The sequence below is a fragment of the Streptomyces sp. NPDC005374 genome, assembly GCF_042872225.1.
GTDB lineage: Bacteria > Actinomycetota > Actinomycetes > Streptomycetales > Streptomycetaceae > Streptomyces.
This window is the reverse complement of the sequence record NZ_JBIAKA010000011.1, coordinates 140,362-163,892: the sequence shown is the minus strand read 5'-3', so window position 1 is coordinate 163,892 and position 23,531 is coordinate 140,362. Positions and strand designations below refer to the sequence as shown.

Annotated in this window: 21 protein-coding genes; 10 read left to right on the top strand and 11 right to left on the bottom strand. The window is 69.3% G+C overall.

The annotated features are described in order from the left end of the window. Positions 1-40 precede the first annotated feature (40 nt). From ACFYRX_RS27725 to ACFYRX_RS27695, 7 genes are all read right to left on the bottom strand, one after another. Entirely contained in the window at positions 41-1,087 is a 1,047-nt protein-coding gene (locus ACFYRX_RS27725) for an aldose epimerase family protein (RefSeq protein WP_389105049.1), read from the bottom strand. A gap of 110 nt (positions 1,088-1,197) precedes the next feature. Further along, complete coding sequence (gene mmsB, locus ACFYRX_RS27720; protein ID WP_389105046.1) at positions 1,198-2,442, bottom strand: multiple monosaccharide ABC transporter permease; 1,245 nt, start codon at positions 2,440-2,442, stop codon at positions 1,198-1,200. Further along, positions 2,439-3,989 carry a multiple monosaccharide ABC transporter ATP-binding protein gene (gene mmsA, locus ACFYRX_RS27715; protein WP_389105044.1) on the bottom strand — a complete coding sequence of 517 codons (1,551 nt, stop codon included), beginning with the start codon at positions 3,987-3,989 and terminating at the stop codon, positions 2,439-2,441. The genes mmsB and mmsA overlap by 4 nt, the downstream gene beginning before the upstream one ends. 42 nt (positions 3,990-4,031) lie before the next feature. Continuing rightward, positions 4,032-5,138, bottom strand: coding sequence for a multiple monosaccharide ABC transporter substrate-binding protein (gene chvE / locus ACFYRX_RS27710; RefSeq protein WP_389105042.1), 1,107 nt, complete (start codon positions 5,136-5,138; stop codon positions 4,032-4,034). Positions 5,139-5,275: 137 nt separating this feature from the next. Then, positions 5,276-6,247, bottom strand: a complete 972-nt coding sequence (locus tag ACFYRX_RS27705; protein WP_389105039.1) for a hypothetical protein — start codon at positions 6,245-6,247, stop codon at positions 5,276-5,278. Between the two features lie 107 nt (positions 6,248-6,354). After that, positions 6,355-7,359: a zinc-binding dehydrogenase gene (locus tag ACFYRX_RS27700; RefSeq protein WP_389105036.1), complete on the bottom strand. Its 1,005-nt coding sequence runs from the start codon at positions 7,357-7,359 to the stop codon at positions 6,355-6,357. Next, entirely contained in the window at positions 7,356-8,513 is a 1,158-nt protein-coding gene (locus ACFYRX_RS27695; protein WP_389105034.1) for a mandelate racemase/muconate lactonizing enzyme family protein, read from the bottom strand. Before ACFYRX_RS27695 ends, ACFYRX_RS27700 begins: the two co-directional genes overlap by 4 nt. 502 nt (positions 8,514-9,015) lie before the next feature. Between ACFYRX_RS27695 and ACFYRX_RS27690 the strand changes: the two genes are divergently transcribed. The 6 genes from ACFYRX_RS27690 to ACFYRX_RS27665 all read left to right on the top strand — a co-directional run bounded on the left by ACFYRX_RS27690 (position 9,016) and on the right by ACFYRX_RS27665 (position 15,932). Beyond that, positions 9,016-10,062 carry a LacI family DNA-binding transcriptional regulator gene (locus tag ACFYRX_RS27690; protein ID WP_389105031.1) on the top strand — a complete coding sequence of 349 codons (1,047 nt, stop codon included), beginning with the start codon at positions 9,016-9,018 and terminating at the stop codon, positions 10,060-10,062. Positions 10,063-10,218: 156 nt separating this feature from the next. Next, positions 10,219-11,226, top strand: a complete 1,008-nt coding sequence (locus ACFYRX_RS27685; RefSeq protein ID WP_389105029.1) for an ABC transporter substrate-binding protein — start codon at positions 10,219-10,221, stop codon at positions 11,224-11,226. A 115-nt stretch (positions 11,227-11,341) separates the two neighbouring features. Beyond that, positions 11,342-12,880 (top strand): sugar ABC transporter ATP-binding protein, encoded by a 1,539-nt coding sequence (locus ACFYRX_RS27680; RefSeq protein WP_389105026.1) that lies wholly within the window; start codon positions 11,342-11,344, stop codon positions 12,878-12,880. After that, positions 12,877-13,953, top strand: coding sequence for an ABC transporter permease (locus ACFYRX_RS27675; RefSeq protein ID WP_389105023.1), 1,077 nt, complete (start codon positions 12,877-12,879; stop codon positions 13,951-13,953). Before ACFYRX_RS27680 ends, ACFYRX_RS27675 begins: the two co-directional genes overlap by 4 nt. Further along, positions 13,953-14,975 (top strand): galactofuranose ABC transporter, permease protein YjfF, encoded by a 1,023-nt coding sequence (yjfF, locus tag ACFYRX_RS27670; RefSeq protein WP_389105020.1) that lies wholly within the window; start codon positions 13,953-13,955, stop codon positions 14,973-14,975. The genes ACFYRX_RS27675 and yjfF overlap by 1 nt, the downstream gene beginning before the upstream one ends. A 138-nt stretch (positions 14,976-15,113) precedes the next feature. After that, the gene (locus ACFYRX_RS27665; RefSeq protein ID WP_389105017.1) at positions 15,114-15,932 is read left to right on the top strand and encodes a hypothetical protein; all 819 of its coding nucleotides are present in this window, start codon (positions 15,114-15,116) and stop codon (positions 15,930-15,932) included. Between the two features lie 391 nt (positions 15,933-16,323). Here the strand turns inward: ACFYRX_RS27665 and ACFYRX_RS27660 are convergent, their stop codons facing one another. Then, complete coding sequence (locus ACFYRX_RS27660; RefSeq protein WP_389105015.1) at positions 16,324-16,758, bottom strand: MarR family winged helix-turn-helix transcriptional regulator; 435 nt, start codon at positions 16,756-16,758, stop codon at positions 16,324-16,326. Positions 16,759-16,850: 92 nt separating this feature from the next. On the opposite strand from ACFYRX_RS27660, the gene ACFYRX_RS27655 reads away from it, so the two are divergent. After that, entirely contained in the window at positions 16,851-17,849 is a 999-nt protein-coding gene (locus ACFYRX_RS27655; RefSeq protein WP_389105012.1) for an NADP-dependent oxidoreductase, read from the top strand. Positions 17,850-17,914: 65 nt separating this feature from the next. Here the strand turns inward: ACFYRX_RS27655 and ACFYRX_RS27650 are convergent, their stop codons facing one another. Further along, entirely contained in the window at positions 17,915-19,066 is a 1,152-nt protein-coding gene (locus ACFYRX_RS27650) for a serine hydrolase domain-containing protein (protein WP_389105009.1), read from the bottom strand. Positions 19,067-19,306: 240 nt separating this feature from the next. Between ACFYRX_RS27650 and ACFYRX_RS27645 the strand changes: the two genes are divergently transcribed. Then, positions 19,307-20,170 (top strand): hypothetical protein, encoded by an 864-nt coding sequence (locus ACFYRX_RS27645; protein ID WP_389105007.1) that lies wholly within the window; start codon positions 19,307-19,309, stop codon positions 20,168-20,170. A gap of 24 nt (positions 20,171-20,194) precedes the next feature. Next, positions 20,195-20,974, top strand: a complete 780-nt coding sequence (locus tag ACFYRX_RS27640; protein WP_389105004.1) for an EI24 domain-containing protein — start codon at positions 20,195-20,197, stop codon at positions 20,972-20,974. A gap of 134 nt (positions 20,975-21,108) precedes the next feature. On the opposite strand, the gene ACFYRX_RS27635 is transcribed toward ACFYRX_RS27640, so the two are convergent. Continuing rightward, positions 21,109-22,338, bottom strand: coding sequence for a pyroglutamyl peptidase (locus tag ACFYRX_RS27635; RefSeq protein WP_389105001.1), 1,230 nt, complete (start codon positions 22,336-22,338; stop codon positions 21,109-21,111). Between the two features lie 171 nt (positions 22,339-22,509). On the opposite strand from ACFYRX_RS27635, the gene ACFYRX_RS27630 reads away from it, so the two are divergent. Beyond that, positions 22,510-22,839, top strand: a complete 330-nt coding sequence (locus ACFYRX_RS27630; RefSeq protein WP_389104998.1) for a YrdB family protein — start codon at positions 22,510-22,512, stop codon at positions 22,837-22,839. Positions 22,840-22,857: 18 nt separating this feature from the next. On the opposite strand, the gene ACFYRX_RS27625 is transcribed toward ACFYRX_RS27630, so the two are convergent. Then, entirely contained in the window at positions 22,858-23,439 is a 582-nt protein-coding gene (locus ACFYRX_RS27625) for a TetR/AcrR family transcriptional regulator (protein WP_389105546.1), read from the bottom strand. Positions 23,440-23,531: the final 92 nt, after the last annotated feature.

Genomic DNA, 23,531 nt, shown 5'->3' with positions numbered 1-23,531 from the left:
AGTTCGGGAACCGCGGGGTAGGGCCCGTCATCTCACCAGGTCAGGCACCGAACGAGTGGACCGTCGTCGTCCGGTATGTCTGCTCCGGCCGCAGCACCGTGGACGGGAACGACGGGTGGTTCGGCGCGTCCGGGAAGTGCTGTGTCTCCAGGCACAGTGCGTCGCCCTGGCGGTAGGTGCGGCCGCCGGTGCCGGTCAGGGTGCCGTCGAGGAAGTTGCCCGAGTAGAACTGCAGTCCCGGTTCGACGGTGGAGATCCTCAGGGTGCGGCCCGACGAGGGGTCGCGCAGGGTCGCCACGTGCTCGGGCTCCGAGGTGACGCCCTTGTCGAGGACCCAGTTGTGGTCGTAGCCCTTGGCGAAAACCTGCTGCGGGTGGCCGGCCCGGAGGTCCCGGCCGATCGGCTTGGCCTCGCGGAAGTCGAAGGGGGTGCCGGAGACCTGCGCGAGCTCACCGGTGGGGATCAGACCGGGGTCGGTGGGTGTGTAGCGGGACGCGGCGATCGTCAGCTCGTGGTCCTCGACGGTGCCGGTGCCCTCGCCGCCGAGGTTCCAGTACACGTGGTTGGTGAGGTTGACGACGGTGGCCCTGTCGGTGCCGGCCTCGTAGTCGATGCGCCAATCGCCGTGCCGGGTGAGGGTGTACGTCACCTGCACCTCGAGGGTGCCCGGGTAGCCCATCTCGCCGTCGGCGGACGTGTAGGACAGACGCAGGCCGACGTCGGTGCCGTCGGTGAACGGTTCGACGTCCCACACGCGCCTGTCGAAGCCCTGGGCGCCGCCGTGCAGGCTGTTCTCGCCGTCGTCGACGGACAGCTGGTGCCTCTCGCCGTCCAGCGTGAAGGCGCCCTTGGCGATGCGGTTGCCGTAACGCCCGATCAGCGCGCCGAAGTACGGGCTGGAGTCGACGTATTCCTCGATGCTGTCGAAGCCGAGGCAGACGTTGGCGTACCGGCCGTCCCGGTCGGGGACCTCCAGGCCCTGCACGATCCCGCCGTAGGACAGGACCTTCAGACGTGTGCCGCCGTTCTCCAGCGACCAGCGGTGGACCTGCGTCCCGTCGGCGAGCGTGCCGAAGAGTTCCTTCACCGGATTCCTGCCTCCGTGGCTTCGAAAGTGGCGTTGTGGTGGGAAGACGAAAGGCCCCGCGGACGAGCTGCCCGCGGGACCCTTCGGTACTACGTGCTGCGATCCGACCGCTACGAGCCGGACTTGCGCTTGTTCCACACGTCGAACCCGACCGCGGCCAGCAGGGCGAGGCCTTTGATGACCTGCTGCCAGTCGGTGCCGACGCTGAGGAGGTTCATGCCGTTGTTCAGCACGCCGAGGACCAGACCACCGATGATCGCGCCGAGGACGGTGCCCACACCGCCGCTCATGGACGCGCCGCCGATGAACGACGAGGCGATCGCCTCGAGTTCGAAGTTCAGGCCCGCCTTCGGAGAGGCCGCGTTCAGACGGGCGGCGACCACCAGACCCGCCAGGGCCGCGAGCACGCCCATGTTGAGGAAGACGAGGAAGGTGACCTTCTTGTCCTTGACGCCGGACAGCTTCGCCGCCGGCAGGTTGCCGCCGATCGCGTAGATGTGCCGGCCGAAGACCGCGTTGCGCATGACGTAGCCGTAGCCGACCACCAGCGCACCGAGGACGATCAGGATGATCGGCGCGCCCTGGTAGCTGGCGAGCAGCATCGTGACCGCGAGGACCGCGGCGGCGATCGCGACGAGCTTCAGCAGGAAGGCGTTCCTGGGCAGCACGTCGAGCGCGAACTCCTGCTGGCGCTTGCGGTCGCGGACCTCCTGGTAGATCACGAAGGCCAGCAGCGCGAAGCCGAGCAGCAGGGTGATGTTGTGATAGTTGGTGTCCGGGCCGACCGCGGGCAGGAAGCCGTTGCCGAGCTTCTGCAGACCGTCCGGGAACGGGCCGAGGGTCTGGCCCTCCAGGAGGATCTCCGTCAGACCGCGGAAGAGCAGCATGCCCGCCAGGGTGACGATGAACGACGGTATGCCGAGATACGCGATCAGATAGCCCTGGACCGAACCCGCGACGGCGCCCACCACCAAGGTCAGCACCAGCGCGATGGGCCAGGCTATGTCGTGCTGGACCGTCAGCACGGCGGCGAACGCGCCGACGAACGCGGTCAGCGATCCGACCGACAGGTCGATGTGCCCCGCGATGATCACCAGCATCATGCCGATCGCGAGGATCAGGATGTAGCTGTTCTGGAGCACCAGGTTGGAGACGTTGCGCGGCAGCAGCAGGTCGCCGTCGGTCCACACCGCGAACAGCGCGACGATCAGACCGAGCGCGATCAGCATGCCGTACTGCCGCATGTTGCGGCGCAGGCCGTTCAGCATCAGCTGCAGCAGGCCGCCGTCGGAGGCCTGGTCCCCGCTCTTGCCGGGCGGCGCCGACGCAGGGATCTTGCTCACATCGGTGCTCATCGGGTTACCTCTTTGTCCTTCGTCATCTGGCGCATCAGCACTTCCTGCGTGGCCTCGGCCCGCGGGACCTCACCCGTCAGCCGCCCGGCGGACATGGTGTAGATGCGGTCGCACATGCCGAGCAGTTCCGGCAGCTCGGAGGAGATGAAGACGACCGCCTTGCCCTCGGCGGCCAGCTGGTCGATGACCGTGTAGATCTCGTACTTGGCGCCCACGTCGATACCGCGGGTCGGCTCGTCCAGGATCAGGACGTCCGGACCCGCGAAGATCCACTTGCTGAGGACGACCTTCTGCTGGTTGCCGCCGGACAGCCGGCCCACCGTCTCGAAGACGGTCGGTGCCTTGATGTTCATCGACTTGCGGAAGCGTTCGGCGACCTTCCGCTCCTCGTGCTCGTCGACCACACCGTGCTTGGCGACCTTGTCCAGGGCGGTCAGCGAGATGTTGCGGTTGATGTTGTCGATGAGGTTGAGGCCGTAGTGCTTGCGGTCCTCGGTGACGTACGCGATGCCGTGTCCGACCGCCTCCGCGACGGTCTTCGTACGGATCTCCTTGCCGTCCTTGAGGACCGTGCCGCCCGCGTGGCGGCCGTAGGTGCGCCCGAACACGCTCATCGCGAGTTCGGTGCGTCCCGCGCCCATCAGGCCCGCGATGCCGACGATCTCGCCGCGCCGCACGTCGATCGACACGTCGTCGACCACCTTGCGGGTCTGGTCGATCGGGTGGTGGACCGTCCAGTTGCGGATCTCCAGCGCGGGGGCCGCGTCCGCCTCGCCCTCGTACGGCGTGCGGTCGGGGAAGCGGTGGTCGAGGTCGCGGCCGACCATGCCCGTGATGATCCGGTCCTCGGTGGTCTCCGGGGCCTTCACGTCGAGGGTCTCGATGGACTTCCCGTCGCGGATGATCGTCACCGAGTCGGCGACCCGGCGGATCTCGTTGAGCTTGTGGGAGATGATGATCGAGGTGATGCCCTGCTTCTTCAACTCCAGGATGAGATCCAGGAGTTTGCCGCTGTCCTCGTCGTTCAGAGCCGCGGTCGGCTCGTCCAGGATGAGGAGCTTCACCTTCTTGGAGAGCGCCTTGGCGATCTCCACCAGCTGCTGCTTGCCCACACCGATGTCGGTGATCCGGGTCTCCGGGTGGTCGGACAGACCGACCCGGCGCAGCAGTTCGGTGGCGTGCTTGAGCGTCTCGTTCCAGTTGATGAACCCGCCCGAGGCGTGTTCGTTGCCGAGGAAGATGTTCTCCGCGATCGACAGGAACGGCACCAGAGCCAGTTCCTGATGGATGATCACGATGCCGTGCTGCTCGCTCGCTCGGATGTCCTTGAAGGAGACGATGTCTCCCTCGAAGAGGATGTCGCCCTCGTACGTGCCGTGCGGATGGACGCCGGAGAGCACCTTCATCAAGGTGGACTTCCCGGCGCCGTTCTCACCGCAGATGGCATGGACCTCGCCCTGACGGACGGTCAGTGTGACGTCCGACAGCGCTTTGACGCCGGGAAAGGTCTTGACGATCGAGCGCATTTCCAGGACGGGTCCCGCCATGGTCGTGCCTTTCAATCAGAGGAGTTGGCCGACAGGAGCTGACTAGTTGAGCTCACTGGCCTTGTAGTAGCCGGTGTCGACCAGTTCCTTGGTGTAGTTGCTCTTGTCGACGCTCACCGGCTGCAGCAGGTAGGCGGGGACGACCTTGGAGCCGTTGTCGTACGTCTTGGTGTCGTTGACCTCGGGCTTCTTGCCGTTGAGGACGTCGTCCACCATGGTCGAGGCGACGTCGGCGAGCTTGCGGGTGTCCTTGTAGACGGTCTGCGTCTGCTGGCCCGCGATGATCGACTTGACCGAGGCGAGCTCGGCGTCCTGGCCGGTGATGACCGGGAGCGGCTTGCTGCCCTTGCCGTAGCCGTCCGACTTCAGCGCGGCGAGGATGCCGATGGAGATGCCGTCGTACGGCGACAGGACCGCGTCGACCTTGGCGCTGCCGTACGTGGAGGTGAGGATGTCCTCCATGCGCTTCTGCGCGGTGGCACCGTCCCAGCGCAGCGTGGTGACCTGGTTGATCTTGGTCTGGCCGGACTTGACGACGAGCTTCTTGCTGTCGATGTACGGCTGGAGCACGCTCATCGCGCCGTTGAAGAAGTACTTGGTGTTGTTGTCGTCGTTGGAGCCGGCGAACAGCTCGATGTTGAAGGGGCCCTTGCCGGACTTCAGACCGAGCTTGTCGACGATGTAGCTGGCCTGGAGCTCGCCGACCTTGGTGTTGTCGAAGGACGCGTAGTAGTCGACGTTCTTCGTGCCGAGGATCAGGCGGTCGTAGGCGATCACCGGGATCTTGGCGTCGGCGGCCTGCTGGAGCACGTTGTTCAGGGACTTGTTGTCGATGGCCGCGACGATCAGGCCCTTGACGCCCTGCGTGATCAGGTTCTCGATCTGCGAGACCTGCTGGTCCGGGTCGTCCTCGCCGTAGACCAGCTTGGTCTTGTACCCCTTGGACTGCAGGTTCTTGACAACGTTGTTGCCGTCGGCGATCCAGCGCTCGGAGGACTTGGTCGGCATCGCGATGCCGATGGTCCCTCCCTTGGCGCTGCCGGTGGATTCCTTGCTGCCGCCCTCGCTGTCCTGGCCGCAGGCGGACAGGGTCAGGGCGAGGGAGGCCGCGCCGGCTATGGCGGCGAGTGCGGCACGACGAGTACGCATGATCATCATCCTTGATGTCGGGACAGGGTCGTTCTTGTGGGCGGTGACGCTCTGGGAAGGAGGTGGGCTCCGACCGAGAGGAGTGTGTGATTGTGTGCGGCTGCGTCGCCTTTTGTGAAGGGAGGTGGTCCGAAACGTTATGAGGGTGTTTCGAAACGCTTCAGATCGCCGGGCAGGCGCGAACCGAGCGGCGCCATGTCGCCGTCCGCTCCGTGCCGCGCGAGCAGGTCCAGGGCGAGCCGGCCGCGCCGTACCCGTTCCCGGGCCGTGCTCAGGGTCAGGTCGCGCAGGTGGTGTCCGTACGGGTAGATCCCCGGGGTCTTGGACAGGCCGAACTTCAGGTACAGCGGTGCGCCGCGCCGGATGAGCTCGGCGACCTCGTACATCCGCACATAGCCGCCGAGGTCGTCGGGGGCCTCGATGTACATGTCCATGGGAGCGGCGGACACCCGTCTGATCTCGGTGAGGTGATCGAGCGTCAGATCGCTGGGCACGTTGAGGGAGTCGGCGCCCAGGTGCTCGTACACCGCGAACGCGGCCGGGTTGACCGGTCCGACGAGCGCGCTCAACTTCAGTGTGGTGTCGGCCGGGATGATGCCGGCGAGGCGCGCCCGGTGCAGCGTCCACAGCACGCCCTCGTCGGCGACGAGAAGGCACTGGACGCCCAACTCCGTTGCCCGGATGGCGTCTTCGACACAGCCGGCCACGGCGTCGTGACCCCGGGCCCGCAGACCCGCGCCGCCCGAGTCGGTGCGCGCCGAGGCGCCGATGTCCCAGGTGCCGCGCGGGCCGGTGAACAGGCAGAGCTCGATGTCGCGTTCACCGGTGGCCTTGACCATCTCGCCGATCTCGGCGTCGGTGAGCATCCACACGCCGCTGCCCTGGCTGATCCGGTGGATCGGCACGTCGAGCCGCGAGGCTTCCTCCAGGACGACGGCCAGCGCTTCCGGGCCCTCGCACGAGGGGATCTCGGTGCGCCAGCGACCGCCGCCGGGGAACGTGTGCGGCGAGGCGTCGGCGGGGTCCAGGGCGGGCGCACCCAGGCCGAGAGCGGCGAGGGCCTGCTCGCCGGGTCGGCGGGCCGCCGTGGCGGAAGCGTCGGTCGTCACAAGCTTTCCTTCTGGTTCGATATCTCGGACAAGGTTCGCGGCTCAGGTCGTGCGGTTCGGGTGTACGCCGGTACGGAGTGGTCAGGTCACCCCGTACCGGCGTACGTCTAGGGGCGGAGCAGCACCTTGCCCACCATCGGATCACCGGACCCGACCAGATCGATCGCCTCCGCGAACCCGTCGAGTGGCAGCTCGTGCGTGACCAGCGACAACGGATCGAGGAGACCGGCCCCGAACACCCGCACCGTGTGCGCCCAGGCGCCCGGCGGGGCCCCGAAGACGGTCTGCACCTCCAGCTGCCGTACGACCAGGTCCGTGGGGTCCAGACCGTCGGCGCCCGGCGCCGGGATGCCCGTCAGGATCAGGCGCCCGCCACGCCGGAGCAGGGACGCTCCGGTGCGCGCCGCGGAAGCGGACCCGGCGGTCTCGATGACGACGTCGAAGCCGCCGGGGAGCTCCTGGTCCTTGAGGCGGAAGTCGGTGGCACCGAAAGCTTTCGAAAGGTCGGCCCGGTCGGGCCGCGTCCCCACCACGAGCAGCTCGGCCGGCGAACTCGCCTTCAGGAACTGAACAGCGAACATCCCGAGCGTTCCCGTGCCCACGACGGCCACCCGCTCGCCGGGCAGGGTGTTCGCCTTGAGCGCGGCGGCCGCGACACAGGCGGCCGGCTCCAGCAGGGCCGCGGCGGTGAGGTCGGCGTTGTCGGACAGGACGTGCAGCAGACGTGCGGGCAGGGTGAGCGTGGTGGCCATCGCGCCCGGGTGGGTGAACCCGGTCTCCTCGTACCCGGCGCTGCACAGGGTCGTCTCGCCCGCGTGGCAGCGGTCGCACACCTGGCAGTTGCGGAAGCCCTCACCGACGACCTTGCGGCCTACGAGAGTCGAAGGCGCGTCGGCCCCGACCGCCTCGACCGTCCCGGACCACTCATGGCCCGGAGTGAGGGGATAACGGACGTACCCCTCGGGCCGGTTGCCCTGGTACACCTCGCGGTCGCTGCCGCAGATACCGACGGCGTGGACGCGCACCAGCGCCTCCCCGGCGGCGGGCTGCCGAGGGGTGTGCTCGGCGAGCCGGTGCTCGCCGGGCGCCTCGATGACGACCTCACAATTCACTTGGCTCCCTTGGGCCTGCGCTGCTCCCAGCCCTCGGCCCACAGATCGAACCGGGCCTGCTGCTGCGGGAACTCGGCCGCCGCGTCGACGTCCAGCTCCACCCCGAGGCCGGGCTTGTCGGAGAGGTGGAAGTAGCCGTCCACGACCTCGGGCGCCCCCTTGACCACCTTCTTGATCTCCGCGTCGGCGAAGTCGTTGAAGTGCTCGAGGATCTTGAAGTTCGGGGTGGTGAAGCCCACCTGGAGGGAGGCGGCGGTCAGCACCGGGCCGCCGACGTTGTGCGGGGCGACCAGCACGTAGTGGCTCTCCGCGGTGGCGGCGAGCTTCCGGGTCTCCCAGATGCCGCCGATGTGGCCGACGTCCGGCTGGATGATGTCCACGGCCTGGCTCTCGAAGAGCTCCCGGAACTCGATGCGGTCGTGGATCCGCTCACCGGTGGCCACCGGGATGTCGACCTTGGCGGCGATCTTCTCCAGCGCCTTCAGGTTCTCCGGCGGGCAGGGCTCCTCCAGCCACGCGGGCTTGAAGGGCGCGAGGTCCTTGGCCAGCCGGACGGCGGTCGCCGGCGAGAACCGGCCGTGCATCTCCAGCATCAGCTCGGCGTCCGGGCCGATGGCGTCCCGTACGGCCTCGATCAGGGAGACGGCGTACAGGCTCTGCGCGTGGTCCAGCTCGAAGTGACCAGTGCCGAAGGGGTCGATCTTGAGCGCCTTGTACCCGCGCTCCATGACCGTCAGGGCGGCCTTGTGGTACGCCTCGGGGGTCCGCTCGGTGGTGTACCAGCCGTTGGCGTACGCCTTCACCCTGTCGGTGACCTTGCCGCCCAGGAGCTGCCAGACCGGCACCCCGAGGGCCTTGCCCTTGATGTCCCAGCAGGCCATCTCGATCACGGCGATTCCGGACATGACGATCTCGCCGGCCCGACCGTAGTCGCCGTACTTCATCCGCTTGACGAGGTCCTCGACAGAGAAGGGGTCGGAGCCGAGAATGTGATTGGTCTCGGCCTCCCGCAGGTAGCCGATCAGCGCGTCGGTGTGGCCCAGCATCCGGGTCTCGCCGACGCCGGTGAGGCCCTCGTCCGTGTGCACCTGGACGTAGGTCAGGTTGCGCCATGGCGTTCCGACCACATGCGTACTGATTCCCGTGATACGCACGTCAGCTACTCCCTAGGCTTTCTATCTGTTCGAAATCTCGGATCACGTTCGAAATGCTGGCTCGACGGTAAGGACGACGTAGTCAGAGTGTCAATGGGTCGGGTGGCCGAACGCAAAACGTGACCGATGCTACGGCCGTGCGGCGCCCGCCCGCCCTGTGGACGGCCCGTCGGGGTCACGTCCTGCGGCATGGTGCGATGCGCCACCATCACGGGCCGTCCTCCCGGTGTCCGCCGCGGTCGCGTTACTCAACCGTGACGCCTTCCGGGCCGCAGCCCTCTTGACCGCCATGAATTGTTAGCGCTCACAATAACCTCCGCATTAACCGATCGATGCCCGGCGGCATCCGAGGGGGTAAGAGCGTCGTGTCGGCAGTGCTCCAACTGGCTCCACCTGCAGCTCTCTTGGGAATGTCCGGAACTCCGGCGTGACCTGGACGGCACGCCAACATCCGTCCACAACCCAGGCCTTGAGGGCCGACGATCGCCAAGGGGGTGCGACCGTGAACCACTTGCAGCTTCGGCCGCCCACCATGGCCGACGTGGCCCGCGTGGCCGGGGTGTCCCACCAGACCGTCTCCCGCGTCCTCGGGGATCACCCCAATGTGCGCAAGGAGACCCGGGCCAAGGTCCTGCGTGCGATCGAGGAGATGGGCTACCGCCGCAACTCCTCCGCGCGAGCCCTGGCGACCCGGCGCACCCGGACCCTGGGAGTGGTCGCGTCCAACACCACGCTCTACGGGCCGGCCAGCACGCTGTTCGCGCTCGAGGAGGCGGCGCGGGCCGAGGGGTACACCGTCTCGACGGTCAATCTGCGCAAGCTGGTCGTGGAGACGCTGTCCGAAGCCCTGGACCACCTCAGCGAGGGCGGGGTGGAAGGGGTGATCGTCCTCGCCCCGCAGCGGTCGGCGGCAGAGGCCCTCGCCGAACTCCGCCACCCCTTCCCGGTGGTGGCCGTGGGCACCGGGTCAGGCGCGGAGATCCCCAGCGTCAACGTGGACCAGCAGCTGGGCGCCAGGCTGGCCACCGGCCATCTGCTGGCCGCCGGCCACGCCACGGTCTGGCATCTCGCCGGACCCGAGGACTGGCAGGAGGCGGTCGACCGGACCGTCGGCTGGCGGGCCACCCTCGAAGCGGCGGGTGTCGAGCCGCCGACGCCGCTGCACGGGGACTGGAGTCCGCTGTCGGGCTACCGCGCGGGCCAGGAACTGGCCGGCTGGGTGGGCCGCGGACTGACCGCCGTCTTCGTCGCCAACGACCAGATGGCACTGGGGGTGTTGCGGGCCCTGCGGGAAGCGGGGGTGCGCACTCCGCAGGACCTCGCGGTGGTCGGCTTCGACGACATCCCGGAAGCGGAGTTCTTCGCCCCACCGCTCACCACCGTCCGGCAGGACTTCGCGGCGGTCGGCAAGCGGAGCATCTCCCTGCTGCTCGATCTGATCGAGGGCCGGACCCCCTCCGGCGCCCAGGGGGTCTTCATCGAACCCCAACTCGTCGTCCGTGCCAGTACGTTCCCGCACACGCCCCAGCCGGGGGACGCCCCCGGCTGACGCGGCACCGGCCGATCCCATTCGCACACCTGTGTGATCGGTATTTCGAATAATGATCGACAGGCTGGACATCGGCGGGGTCGGTCTCACGGTCCACCAGGGTCCAACGCGTACCAACGGTCCAACCTCGGGCCGGCTCTTCAAAGGAGAAGAAACATGCTCAACAGGAGAAACTTCCTCACTGCGGCGATCGGTGTCGCGGCCACGGGCGCCCTGGCGGCCTGCGCCAAGGAGGACAAGGGGTCCACCGGCACCTCCTCCTCCGGTGGCAGCAAGGCGATCACCCTCGGCTTCTCCCAGGTCGGCTCCGAGAGCGGCTGGCGCAGCGCCAACACCGACTCGGTGAAGGCCGCGGCCAAGGAGGCGGGCTACAACCTGAAGTTCTCCGACGCCCAGCAGAAGCAGGAGAACCAGATCTCCGCCATCCGCAGCTACATCGCGCAGAAGGTGGACGTCATCGCCTTCTCCCCGGTGGTCGTCACCGGCTGGGACGCGGTCCTCAAGGAGGCCAAGGCGGCGAAGATCCCGGTGGTCCTCACCGACCGCTCCGTGGAGACCTCCGACGAGTCCCTGTACGTCACCCTGGTCGGCTCCGACTTCACCGAGGAGGGCCGCCGCGCCGGCAAGATCCTGGAGAAGGTCCTCGCCAAGGCCGGCGTCAAGGGCCCGGTGAAGATCGCCCAGCTGGAGGGCACCACCGGCGCCGCCCCGGCGATCGAGCGCGCCAAGGGCTTCAAGGAGGTCATGGACGCCGACCACAAGGACGACTGGAAGATCGTCGTCAGCCAGACCGGTGACTTCACCCGCGCCGGCGGCAAGCAGGTCATGGCGGCCTTCCTCACCTCGAACCCGGACATCAACGTCCTGTTCGCGCACAACGACGACATGGCCATCGGCGCCATCCAGTCCATCGAGGCGGCCGGCAAGAAGCCCGGCAAGGACATCCTGATCGTCTCGATCGACGGCGTGAAGGACGGCTTCGTCGCGATGTCCGAGGGCAAGATCAACGCCATCGTCGAGTGCAACCCGCTGCTCGGCCCCCAGCTGATGGAGGTCGTCAAGACGGTCCACGACGGCGGCTCGGTCGAGCGCTGGATCAAGACCAAGGAGGGCGACTTCATGCAGGACCAGGCCAAGGCCGCGCTCCCGTCCCGCAAGTACTGACCGACCTCACCCACCGGCGGGGAGCCACGGGCCGGCCGAGCACACCTCGGCCGGGCGGGCTCCCCGCGGGCCGGGCCCGCAGCGGGCCCGAAACGATTCCATGAGGAGCGCTGCCATGGCAGAGCCGCAGCCCGTCCTGGAGATGACGGGCATAGTCAAAGAGTTTCCAGGGGTAAGGGCTCTGTCGGGCGTCGACTTCCGGCTCTTCCCCGGCGAGATCCACGCTCTGATGGGCGAGAACGGAGCCGGGAAGTCCACCCTGATCAAGGTGCTGACCGGGGTCTACACCCTGGACGGCGGCACCATCACCCTCGACGGGAAGTCCGTGCGGATCGGCAGCCCGCTGCAGGCGCAGCAGGCCGGCATCAGCACGGTCTACCAGGAGGTCAACCTCTGCCCCAACCTGTCGGTGGCGGAGAACATCTTCATCGGACGTGAACCGACCCGCGCGGGCCGCATCCAGTGGAAGCGCATGCGCAGCGAGGCGGCGAAGCTCGTCGACCGCCTCGGCCTCGACATCGACGTCACCGCGCCGCTGTCCGCGTACCCGCTGGCCGTGCAGCAACTGGTCGCGATCGTACGGTCGGTGGGCACCGGAGACAGCGACGGCGAGGGCTCCGGCACCAAGGTGCTGGTCCTGGACGAACCGACGTCCAGCCTCGACCGCGACGAGGTCCTCGAACTGTTCCGTCTCATGCGGCAGTTGAGGGACGAGGGCGTCGCGATCCTGTTCGTGTCCCACTTCCTCGACCAGATCTACGAGGTCTGCGACCGGATGACCGTCCTGCGCAACGGCACCCTGGTCGGCGAGCACATGGTCCGCGACCTCGACCAGGTCGGGCTGATCGAGCTGATGATCGGCAAGGCCCTGGACCAGCTGGAGGAGCTCCACGACCAGCAACTGCACGCGGACGTAGGGGAGTCGCTGCTCAAGGCGGAAGGCCTCGGCAGGAACGGCGGTATCGCCCCCTTCGACCTGGAGATCAAGAAGGGCGAGGTCGTGGGCCTCGCCGGCCTGCTCGGCTCCGGCCGCACCGAACTGGCCCGGCTGCTCTTCGGCGCCGACCAGCCGGACAGCGGCACGCTGACCGTCGGCGGCGAGACGGTCTCGATGAGCGCCCCCAACGACGCCATCGGCGCCGGAATCGCGTTCTGCTCGGAGAACCGCAAGACCGAGGGTCTGGTCCCCGACCTGACCGTGCGGGAGAACATCATCCTCGCGCTCCAGGCGGCCCGCGGCTGGACCCGGCCCGTTCCGGCCGCCCAGCGCGACGAACTCGTCGCCAAGTACATCAGGGCGCTGGACATCCGGCCCGCCAACCCCGAGGCCCGCGTAGGCCAGTTGAGTGGCGGAAACCAGCAGAAGGTGCTTCTCGCCCGCTGGCTGATCACCCAGCCGAAGCTGCTGATCCTGGACGAGCCGACCCGCGGCATCGACATCGGCGCCAAGACGGAGATCCAGAAGCTGGTGGTCTCCCTCTCCGAGGACGGCATGTCCGTGCTGTACATCGCGGCCGAACTGGAGGAGGTGCTCCGGCTCAGCCACACCATCGGCGTGCTGCGCGACCGCAAGCTGGTGGCGCAGCTCACCAACGGGCCCGAGATCACCACCAGCAAGATCCTCGAGACCATCGCGAGCGGAGAACACCAGTGACCACCCACTCCCGCTGGCGAGCACTGACGCGCCATCACCTCTTCTGGCCGGTCGCGGTCCTGGTCGCCCTGCTGCTCGTCAACGTCCCCTTCACGCCCGGCTTCTTCGCGATCCACATGACGAACGGCCACCTCTACGGCAGCCTCGTCTCGATCGTGCTGTTCGGCTCGCCCCTCATCCTGGTGGCGGTCGGTATGACCCTGGTCATCGCCACCGGCGGCATCGACCTGTCCGTCGGCGCCGTCGTCGCCATCACCGGGGCCCTGACCTGCTCGTACATCAGCGACCGGGCCGACCAGAACGCCCTGTCCGGGGTGCTGCTCGCGATGGGCCTGGGCCTGGTCGCGGCGGTCGTGTGCGGTCTGTGGAACGGCTTCCTGGTCGCCCGGATGGGTATCCAGCCCATCATCGCGACCCTCATCATCATGGTCGCGGGCCGAGGCGTGGCCCAGCTGATCACCGACGGCCAGATCATCACCATCAACAGCGACCCGTACCAGCTGATCGGCGGCGGCTACTGGCTGACCCTGCCGTTCTCCATCTTCGTGGTGGCGGCCGTCGTGGCCGTCACCGTGGCGCTGACCCGCCGTACGGCCCTCGGCCTGCTCGTCGAGGCGGTCGGCGGCAACGCCGAGGCCAGCCGTCTGGTGGGCATCAGGTCCCGCCGTATCAAGATCATGGTGTACGTGTTCTGCGCCCTGTGCGCCGGTATCGCGGGCCTCATGATCAGCTCCAACACCTCGGCCGCGGACGGCAACAACGCCGGCCTGTGGATCGAGCTCGACGCGATCCTCGCCGTGGTGATCGGCGGTACCTCGCTGCTGGGCGGCCGGTTCTCCATCGGCGGCACGGTGATCGGGGCCCTGGTCATCCAGACCCTGACCACCACGATCTACACCATCGGCGTACCGACCCAGACCAACCTGGTCTTCAAGGCCGCCGTGGTCATCGTCGTCTGCCTGCTGCAGTCCCCGAAGTTCCGCGCCAAGGTCTTCGGCGCCCGTGCCCGGTCCGCCGCCCCGGCCGAACCCGCCGCGGTGGCCGAGACCGCTCCCAAGATGGAGGTGTCGTGATGAGTGCGACCACCCGGACTCCCACGACGCCTCAGAGCCGTACCCCGTCCAGGTCCGCGCGCCTGCTGGGCGACCGGCGGCTGCCCGTCCTGGTCACGGCCGGCCTGTTCCTCGTGATGTACATCGCCGGCCTCAGCCGCTACCAGAACTACGGCTTCGGCGAACCGCAGGTGTTCCTCAACCTGTTCATCGACAACAGCTATCTGCTGGTCGCCGCCGTCGGTGCCACCTTCGTCATCATGTCCGGCGGCATCGACCTGTCCGTGGGCTCAGTGATCGGCTTCACCACCATGCTCACGGCCTGGCTGGTGGAGGACGTGGGGCTGCCCCTGCTGCTCGTCGTGCCCATCTCCCTGGGCGTCGGCGCGTTCGGCGGCTTCCTCATGGGCTACGTGATCCACAACTTCGAGATCCAGCCCTTCATCGTGACGCTCGCCGGCCTCTTCCTCTTCCGGGGCCTGTGCCTGGTCATCAGCAAGGAGTCGATCGCCATCACCGACTCGGCCGTGAGCACGCTGGCCGAGACGCGGATACCGCTGGGCCTGGGGGACCTGTCGATCGGCGCCGTCGTCGCCCTGGTCGTCCTGGCCGTCGCCTTCTACGTCCTGCACTACACGCGCTTCGGGCGCCGGGTGTACGCCATCGGCGGCAACGAGCAGTCGGCCCTGCTGATGGGCCTCCCGCTGGGCGGTACGAAGATCGCGGTGTACACGATGAGCGGCTTCTGCTCCGCGCTCGCCGGCCTCCTCTTCATGCTCTACATCCAGTCCGGTGACCCGTTGCACGCGGTGGGCATGGAACTCGACGCGATCGCCGCGGTGGTCATCGGCGGCACGCTGCTGACGGGTGGCTCCGGCTATGTCCTGGGCACCCTCTTCGGCGTCCTCGTCCTGGGCCTGATCAAGAGCATCATCCAGTTCGAGGGCACGCTCAGCTCCTGGTGGACGAAGATCGCCACCGGAGTGCTGCTCTGCGCGTTCATCCTGGTCCAGCGGGCCATGACGGCCCGTAAGAAGACCTGAGCCGAGCGGGACGGACGTCGGTTTCGGCGTGATGGTGTGGATCATCCGCAATCCGTCACGCCGAAACGACGGTCCGCACACAACCTTCACGAAAGTTCTCGGGAATCCTGCTCACAGGGCCCTTAATCTTCCCGCGTCATGGACTACTGCAACCCGTGCCGACGGCACCTCAACGGCGCCCTCGCCTGCCCGGGGTGCGGCACCTCACTCGAAGCGCTACGCGCGTATCCGACCCAGCCCTACTCCCTGCCGCAGGAGGCGTACGCCGAGTACGGCGCCGAGGGGCAGTACGGCGGAGAAGCCGACGCGGACGCCCGCTCCGACGCGAGTGACGGCACGGCCGAGGTGGCGGAGCCGACCGGCGGACGGGCGTCGCGGCGACGTGCGCGAGGCCGGGCGGACACCGAGAGCCGTGACGGCTCCGGAGAGCCCGAGGGCGATCACGGCGACGACGACCCCGACGCTGCCGAGGGCGGGGCGAGCCGGCGCGACCGCAAGGCGGCGGCTCACCGTCGGCGCCGCCGCCGGACCCTGTTGGTCGTCGCGGGCTTTGTGCTCGCGGCCGGCGGTCTGAGCCTCGCCGAGCTGGGCATGGACGCCCCGGGTTCCTCCTCCAGGCCGGCTGCGGCGGGCGGGGAGTCCGCGGAGGGCGGGGCTTCCCCGGAGGCGAGCGCGTCGGACTCGGCGGACGCCCGCTCCATCGGAACCGTTCCTTCGGGCTCGCCCACCCCGACGGACTCCGCCTCCCCGTCGGCCTCGGCGTCGAAGAGTGGGGACGACAAGGTCAAGGACGCGGACAAGTCGGCCCAGTCGGCGTCGGCCGCGGCTCCGAGCACCACTCCGACGGCCACGGCCACGGGCGGCGCCTCGACCCCGTCCGCCGATCCGACCACCGCGAACCCGACTCCGGCCCCCTCGGAATCGGAATGCGCGCGCTTCCTGTGGTGGTGCACGTAGTCACTCCGCCGGCGGCGATCCCGGCCGCGGCCCGGTGGGGGCCGGTCGCGCAGTTCCCCGCGCCCCCAGGTGGCTGCAGTCCCAGTGCGCCCAGCTCCGGACGACCTTCGGGCGCCCCCACCAAACCTGCCCAGCCACAACGCACCCGCTGACGCCACAGCCCCTCATGGCACACGGTGGCTGCACCCACTCAGAGGCGCGGGGAACGGCGCGCCCAGCCACGACGCACCCGCTGACGCCACAGCTCCTCATGGCACACGGTGGCTGCACCCACTCAGGGGCGCGGGGAACGGCGCGCCCAGCCACAACGCACCCGCGGCCGCCCCCAGCCGCTGACGCCACAGCCCCTCCTGGCGCACCCAGCCACAACGCACCCCCGGCCGCCCCCGGCCTACGCCTCCGCCATCCGTCGCAGCAGGTCCCGCAGGGACTCCCGCTCCTCCCGCGACAACCCGGCAAGCGGCTCGCGCGCGAAGCGCAGTCCCTCTCGCAGCTCCCGCGCCACCCGTCGCCCCTCGTCCGTCGCCGCCGCCACCTTGACCCGCCGGTCCGCCGGGTCGGGTCGCCGCTCCACCAGTCCCCGCGCTTCGAGCCGGTCCACGATCCCGGTGACGTTCGACGGCTCGCACTTCAGTTTCTGGGCCAGTTTGCGCATGGGCAGCGGCTCCCGGGACAGCAGACTCAGCAGCCGCGCCTGCGCCCCGGTGAGGGTGTGCTCCGCGGCCGCGCCCTCGTATTCCGAGTGGAAGCGGGCCACCACATCGCCGATGAGCTCGACGACCTCCATGGTCAGCGAGTCGGGTCGGGGCGTGTCAGGAGTGGACATGCGCTCCAGGATACCCCGTTACTTGACAACATGAAATATTCAGAGGCATGGTTGTTTCAGGTACTGAAGTAAATGGAAAGGGTCCTGGCATCATGATCAACCGCGAATGGCACCTCACCTCCCGCCCGGTGGGCGTACCCAAGCCCGAGGGCTTCGCCCTGGTCGAGGCGGAGGCTCCGACCGCCGGTGAGGGCCAGGTCCTGGTCCGGAACAAGTACCTCTCGGTCGACCCCTACATGCGGGGCCGCATGAGCGACGCGAAGTCGTACGCCGCGCCCTTCGAGCTCGGCAAGGTCATGCAGGGCGGCGCGGTCGGCGAGGTCATCGAGTCCAACGCCGAGGGCATCGCCGTCGGCGACCACGTCCTGCACTTCCTCGGCTGGCGCGAGTACGCGGTGGTGGACGCGAAGAGCGCCGTCAAGGTGGACGCGGACGCCGCGCCCCTGTCGACGTACCTCGGCGTCCTCGGCATGACCGGCCTCACCGCCTACGCCGGTCTGCTGCGCGTCGCCTCCTTCAAGGAGGGCGACTCGGTCTTCGTCTCCGGCGCCGCGGGTGCCGTCGGCAGCCAGGTCGGCCAGATCGCCAAGCTCAAGGGCGCCTCCCGGGTGATCGGCTCGGCCGGCTCCGACGACAAGGTCAAGCTGCTCGTCGAGGAGTACGGCTTCGACGCGGCCTTCAACTACAAGAACGGCAAGGTCGCCGACCAGCTGCGCGAGGCCGCCCCGGACGGCATCGACGTCTACTTCGACAACGTGGGCGGTGACCACCTGGAGGCCGCCATCGGCTCCCTCAACCTGGGCGGCCGGATCGCGGTCTGCGGCATGATCTCCTCCTACAACAACACCGAGCCCGCCCCCGGCCCGCGCAACCTCGCCCGTCTGATCCAGACCCGCGGCCGCATTCAGGGCTTCCTGGTCGGCGACCAGTACGACCTCCAGCCGGAGTTCGTCTCCGAGGTCGGTCCGTGGGTGGCGTCCGGGCAGCTCAAGTACCGCGAGACGGTCGTCGAGGGCATCGAGAACAACCTGGAGGCGTTCCTCGGGGTCCTGCGCGGCGACAACACCGGAAAGATGATCGTCAAGCTGTAGTCACGGGATCACGCTCACCAGGCGGAGGCCGTATCCCCGGACGGGGGGTGCGGCCTCCGCTCCCGTCACACGGTGAGCGCCGCCCGGTGCACGGCCCGCACCAGTCGCTCGTTCTCCGGTGCCGCGCCTCCCGGGAACGCCATCCGGCGGCGGGTGTAGCCGTAGGCCAGGCCGCTGCGGGGATCGGCGAAGGCCTGGGAGCCGCTCGCACCGCTGTGGCCGAAGGCCCCGACGCCGAGGAACGGGTACTGCATGTCGGCCGTGGCCTGGAAGCCCAGGCCGTAGGACCGGTGGGCCCGGGCGACGAGGTCGTAGCCGATCGAGTGGATCTGGCCGACCTCGGCGATCGTGTCCGGCTTCAGGAGCGGTGGACGGTCGGCCATCTCGCTGATCGCCGCCGCGTACAGTCCCGCCAGGCCGCGCGCGGCCGCCACCCCGCCCGCCGACGCCGGGCCCTTCGCCCGTACGGCACGGGAGTTGGCGTAGGCCGCCAGATCCCCCGGGTCCGGCACCTGCTGGTTGTAGGCGATCGCGGTCAGGGTGTGCGGTCCCGGCGTCGGAGCGTCCAGCAGTGCCTGCTGCTCGGCCGTCGGCGCCATCGGCTGCACGGAGCGGTAACGCGGTTCCAGGGACGCGGGCAGGCCCAGATGGAAGTCCAGGCCGTACGGCGCCCGGATCCGCTCCTCGTACACCTCCTGGAGTGTCCGGCCCGTCGCCCGCCGCACGATCTCACCGCTGAGCGCGCCCATCACGAGAGCGTGGTAGCCGAAGGCCGTGCCCGGACGCCAGAACGGCTTCTGGTCCGCGAGCCGTTCCGCCAGCGCCCGGTCGTCGGTCAGCTCCTGCGCGGTGAACCCGCCGTCCAGGCCGACCACCCCGGCCCGGTGCGACAGCAGTTCGCGCAGGGTCAGCTGACCCTTGCCCTCGGCCCCGAACTCCGGCCAGTAGTACGTCACTTTGCGGTCCGGCTCCAGTGTGCCCTCCTGGACGAGGAGCGCGACCACCAGATGGGCGGCACCCTTGGTCGACGAGAACACGCCGTAGAGGGAGTCCGGTCCGGCCCCCTCGCCGGCCCACAGGTCTACGACCCGCCGACCGTGCACATGGGCACACAACTGCCCCTCGTAGTCCGGCAGTTCACCCGCCACGAACGCGGCGAACTCCTCGCGCACCACCTCGAAGCCGTCCGCGACGGTGCCGTGGATCTCCTGTGTCATCCGCTCTCCTCAACCTCAGCCGCTGCTCGTGTCCGCCATGGTGAACAACGCCCGTCCGGCAGGGCGTACCTCCTCCGGAGCTTCCTTGGATCGGTACGGCGAGACGTACCTGTTCGACTCAACCGCAACAAGAGGGAGTCGGTGGCGCGGATGCCCCGGATGGCGCATACCGGGCCCTTCGGACGGGGCATGCTGAGGACGGCGGAAGCGAGTGGCACGCGAGTCCCACAGGAGTGACCCATGGCAACGATCCCTTCGCTCCCCAGCAGGGACGACGTGCTGCGCATGGCACGGAACACCACCGACATCACCGGCCAGCTCCTGGACACGGCCCAGAACATCACCCGGATCGCGATCAACACCCTCGACCCCAGGGACGGTTCGGGCGCCGAGGCACTGCGCGTCCTGCGCGAGACGACGGCGGAACTGGCCGAGGCGAGCGCGTCCCCGCAGGCGCAGGAGGCGTTCTACCGGATCGTCGACACCCTCACCCGGCTCGGCACCGCGGGCGCCCCGCTGGCCGTGCACCCGGTGAGCGAACCGGCGCAGGCACTGCTCGCGGCGCTCGGCGACAGTCTGCTGCCCGTACTGGACGCGGTGGAACCCGCGGTCGAGGAGTTCGCGACGGCACTCGGCGACCTGGTGGAGGCGGCCTCCCCGCTGCTCCCCGTGGCGGCGGGCGTGGCCGCCGGGGCTCTGCTGGCCCTGACCCCGCTGATCCGCGCGGCCACCGGCGTCCTGCGTGACTCGACACCCGAACTCCGCCGAATCGCGGACGCGTTGACGGCCGCGTCGGCCCCGCTGATGCCCCTCCAGGTGGCCCTGGCCGAACGGGCGGCCGCCGCCGGCGCCGGGGTCGTACGGGCGACGCTCCCGCCCCTCGCCGACCTCACGGACGCGGCGGCGGCGACGGCGAAGGCGGCCAGGCCGGTGCTGATCGCCGGAGAGGAACTGTTCGTGACCGGCCTGGAGCGCCTCCAGCCGACGCTGATGGCAGCCGCCTCCCGCACCGGCAGCGTGGCCCGGGCGGTGGCGGTGAGGGTGTCGGCGGCGGTGTCCCCGGCGGCGGAGAAGGGCGTGGTGGTGGCCGTGTCCCCGGTGTGAGCGGCACCCGATAGGGTGCTGGCCATGCGTGATCTCGGGGCGGGCTTCCACTATCTCCTGAAGGGCCAGCGCTGGGTTGCCCGGCACGGCAAGCAGTACGGCTTCGGACTGATCCCGGGTCTGATAACCCTGGTGCTGTACGTGGCGGCGCTGGTCGCACTGGCCACCTGGGGCGAGGACTTCGTGTCCTGGGCGACGCCGTTCGCCGACGACTGGTCGAGCCCCTGGCAGGGCCTGTTCCGCGGCTTCCTCACGGTGGTCCTGTTCGCCCTGGCGCTGCTCCTCGCGGTGCTGACGTTCACGGCGGTCACCCTCCTCGTCGGCCAGCCCTTCTACGAGAGCCTCTCCGAGAAGGTCGACCGGGACGTCTCCCCGGACGGCACCGCCCCCGAGTCCGGCCTCCCGCTCTGGCGTGAGCTGCTGATCTCCGCGCGGGACAGTCTCCGTATCCTCGTCCGGGCCCTCCTGTGGGCCGTCCTGCTCTTCGCCCTGGGCTTCGTGCCCTTCGTCGGCCAGACCGTGGTCCCGGTGATCGGCTTCTTCGTGACGGGCTTCTTCCTCACCGAGGAACTCACCGGCGTGGCCCTCCAGCGCCGAGGCGTAGAACTCCGCGCCCGCCTCACCCTCCTGCGCTCCCGCAAGACCCTCATCTGGGGCTTCGGCACCCCGCTCGCCGTGACCTTCCTGGTCCCCTTCGTCGCGGTGTTCCTGATGCCGGGCGCGGTGGCGGGAGCGACGCTGATGGCGAGGGAGCTGCTGGGGGAGGAGACCCGGGACGAGAACGAGGAGCCCGAGCGCCTCTGAGCCCGTCCGGCGTTTGAGGACGAGGCCCTTAGGGCCGATGGGGGTCTGGGGGCGCAGCCCCCAGGGACGGGACGGGAAGGGGCGGCGGGGGCGAGAAATCCCGGCCGCACCCCCACCCACCCCCCTCGAAGTACCTACGCCCCCGCAGCCACCACCAGGATCGCCCGCACCTGAGCGATGATGTCCAGCCGGTTCCGCACGAAGTCGGGGTCGGTGACCTCGGAGGTGTTCCCGGCCCCGAACTCCAGCACAGGCGTGTGCACATGACCACCCGGCAGGGTGTCGTGCAGCCCCAGCCGGTCCCGGAGCAGCGTGGCCCGGTAGGCGATCTCGTTGGAGAGGTAGTCGCCGCCGCCCCCGGCCCGGGCCGAGGACCCCGGCGTGGGCCCGTCCGCCCGCACCACGGGCTGCGTCCCGCCCGCCGGGATCTCGGTCACCGCGGTGTGGTCGTAGACCGGGAACCGCCCGGTGTCCGCGTCCACGATCGCCTTGTACGGCAGCGTCGTCGTGGTCCACTGCGGCTGCGAGGCCGGATCGGCGACCGGGACCGTCCCCGTCACCCCGATGCTGTCGTTGTCCGGGAACCCGCCCCGCCAGGCCCCGTTGGTCCGCTCGACGTCGAACCGCCCCACCCGTCCCTGGCTCACGGTGGTGAAGAGATCCACCTTCTTCAGATACGGCCGCAGCGCCCGCTCCACGGTCCTGTCCGTGAAGTCCTGCCACCGCACCGGGAAGACGACGGTCTCCACCCGCGCGGGCCCGTCGGCCGTCCGGATCACCGTTCCGTCCAGGGCCAGTGCGGTCGCCCCGGACGGATTGGAGATCCGTATGTCCCGGTCCAGCGTGAACGGGTCGAACCCGGTGACGAGCACCCGCTTCAGCCGGTCACCCGCCGGATACCGCACTGCGGTCTGCCCTCGCGAGGTCCGCTCCAACTCGTCCAGCAGCGCCGCTCGTTGCCCGTCCGACAGCCCGAACGCCGGTTCCCAGGACCGCACTTCACGGGTCATCCCCAACCGGGCCCAGTACAAGGGCCGGTCGTCGTCCCGGCTCAGGTTCCCGCCGGCCGGCCCCCGCCCCTGCGCCCGGTCGACGGCCCGCCGCCACAACGCCGACCCCTGCCCTGCGACCACCTTCCGCGCCTCGGCGTAGGAACGCGTCGCCCCGAGCGCCCGCGTGAAGCGGAGCGGCACGGCGTCGAACCCGGACCGCTCCAGGATCTCCCGCGGCACCGCCCCGTCGAGCCGCTGTTCCTCCACCGTGGGCGAGGGCGCGGCCTCGGCCACCGCCGGGCTCACGGGGACCGCCAGGCCTGCCAGAACTGTCAGTCCCAGAATGCCGATCCGAACACGTAGGGATCTCAAGGGAGTTCAGGTCCTTCCGTCGCTGTGGGGCGCGAGTGGTACAGACGACGGCAGTATCGCGTGACGGAAGTGGTCTACGCCATGGGGAGCGACGGACGGGGAAGCCGCCGGGAGCGGTACGACGTTCGACATCGTGGCGGTGGCACCGGCCGCCGGGTGATACTGCCGCATGTGAAGGCAGTCAACCTGGGTGTTCTCTTCCTTATCGAGCTGGGCGTCCTGGCGGGAGCCGCCTGGTGGGGCTTCACCCGTGATGTGGCGACACCCCTGGCCTGGCTGCTCGGCCTCGCCGCCCCCGGGCTGCTCATCGCCCTGTGGGCACTGTTCGGGGCCCAGAAGGCGCCGCACAGGATGCACGGCCCCGCCCGGTTCGGCTTCGAGGCGCTGTGGTTCGGAGCCGGGGTGCTCGCGCTGCTGGCCGCCGGGGACACCGGCGGGGCGATCACGCTGGCCGGCCTCGTCGTGGTGAGCAAGTCGCTGGCGGCGGCCTGGGGGCAGTGACAGCCCCAGGGGACCCGGTCAGTCCACCGGCTCGCCGAGCAGTGCGAGGAAGTCCCGGAACGCCCCCGGCATGTCCACCGACTCCGGGTCCAGCAGCCACTGGTACTGGAGGCCGTCCATCACGGCCACGAGCAGGGGTGCGGTGCGCTCCGGAGTGAGGCCGCTCGGGAGCCGGTCGCCGTACTCGGTACGCAGCGCCGTCACCATCGACGCGCGCACCCGGGTGTAGCGGCCGGCGAAGTACTCCCGCGTCGGATGCCCCTCCGTCACGCTCTCGCCGAGGAGCGCCGAGAAGGTCTGGATGATGCCGGGCCGCATGGCGTTGTACTCGACGAGCGAGGCGAGCAGATCGACCCGCCAATTGCCGTTCGGGACGGCGTCCCACTTGTCCCGCTCCTCCAGCACCGCGACGAGCAGCGCGTCCTTCGTCGGGAAGTGGTGCAGCAGCCCCTGCTGGGTCAGCCCGACCCGCTCGGCCACCGCGGCCAGGCTCGCGCCCCGGTAGCCGCGCTCGGCGATGACCTCCAGGGCCGCCCGGACGATCTCCGCCCGGCGCTCCTCGCTTCTGGTCCTGGCGTTCATGGCGTCACCGTACGGCATGACCATCAGCTGAATATAACGGCAGCATCACGAAACCTACCGCTCACCAGGTAATCGATGCACGATGAGGGGACCGGACGGACTTCAACGAG

What these genes read in the sequence shown, in the direction of transcription:
- ACFYRX_RS27655 (WP_389105012.1), top strand. Translation starts at nt 16,851, where the DNA reads ATGATCAACCGCGAATGGCACCTCACCTCCCGCCCGGTGGGCGTACCC.
- mmsB (WP_389105046.1), bottom strand. Translation starts at nt 2,442, where the DNA reads ATGAGCACCGATGTGAGCAAGATCCCTGCGTCGGCGCCGCCCGGCAAG.
- yjfF (WP_389105020.1), top strand. Translation starts at nt 13,953, where the DNA reads ATGAGTGCGACCACCCGGACTCCCACGACGCCTCAGAGCCGTACCCCG.
- ACFYRX_RS27680 (WP_389105026.1), top strand. Translation starts at nt 11,342, where the DNA reads ATGGCAGAGCCGCAGCCCGTCCTGGAGATGACGGGCATAGTCAAAGAG.
- ACFYRX_RS27645 (WP_389105007.1), top strand. Translation starts at nt 19,307, where the DNA reads ATGGCAACGATCCCTTCGCTCCCCAGCAGGGACGACGTGCTGCGCATG.
- ACFYRX_RS27650 (WP_389105009.1), bottom strand. Translation starts at nt 19,066, where the DNA reads ATGACACAGGAGATCCACGGCACCGTCGCGGACGGCTTCGAGGTGGTG.
- ACFYRX_RS27660 (WP_389105015.1), bottom strand. Translation starts at nt 16,758, where the DNA reads ATGTCCACTCCTGACACGCCCCGACCCGACTCGCTGACCATGGAGGTC.
- ACFYRX_RS27640 (WP_389105004.1), top strand. Translation starts at nt 20,195, where the DNA reads ATGCGTGATCTCGGGGCGGGCTTCCACTATCTCCTGAAGGGCCAGCGC.
- ACFYRX_RS27625 (WP_389105546.1), bottom strand. Translation starts at nt 23,439, where the DNA reads ATGCCGTACGGTGACGCCATGAACGCCAGGACCAGAAGCGAGGAGCGC.
- chvE (WP_389105042.1), bottom strand. Translation starts at nt 5,138, where the DNA reads ATGCGTACTCGTCGTGCCGCACTCGCCGCCATAGCCGGCGCGGCCTCC.
- ACFYRX_RS27665 (WP_389105017.1), top strand. Translation starts at nt 15,114, where the DNA reads ATGGACTACTGCAACCCGTGCCGACGGCACCTCAACGGCGCCCTCGCC.
- ACFYRX_RS27685 (WP_389105029.1), top strand. Translation starts at nt 10,219, where the DNA reads ATGCTCAACAGGAGAAACTTCCTCACTGCGGCGATCGGTGTCGCGGCC.
- mmsA (WP_389105044.1), bottom strand. Translation starts at nt 3,989, where the DNA reads ATGGCGGGACCCGTCCTGGAAATGCGCTCGATCGTCAAGACCTTTCCC.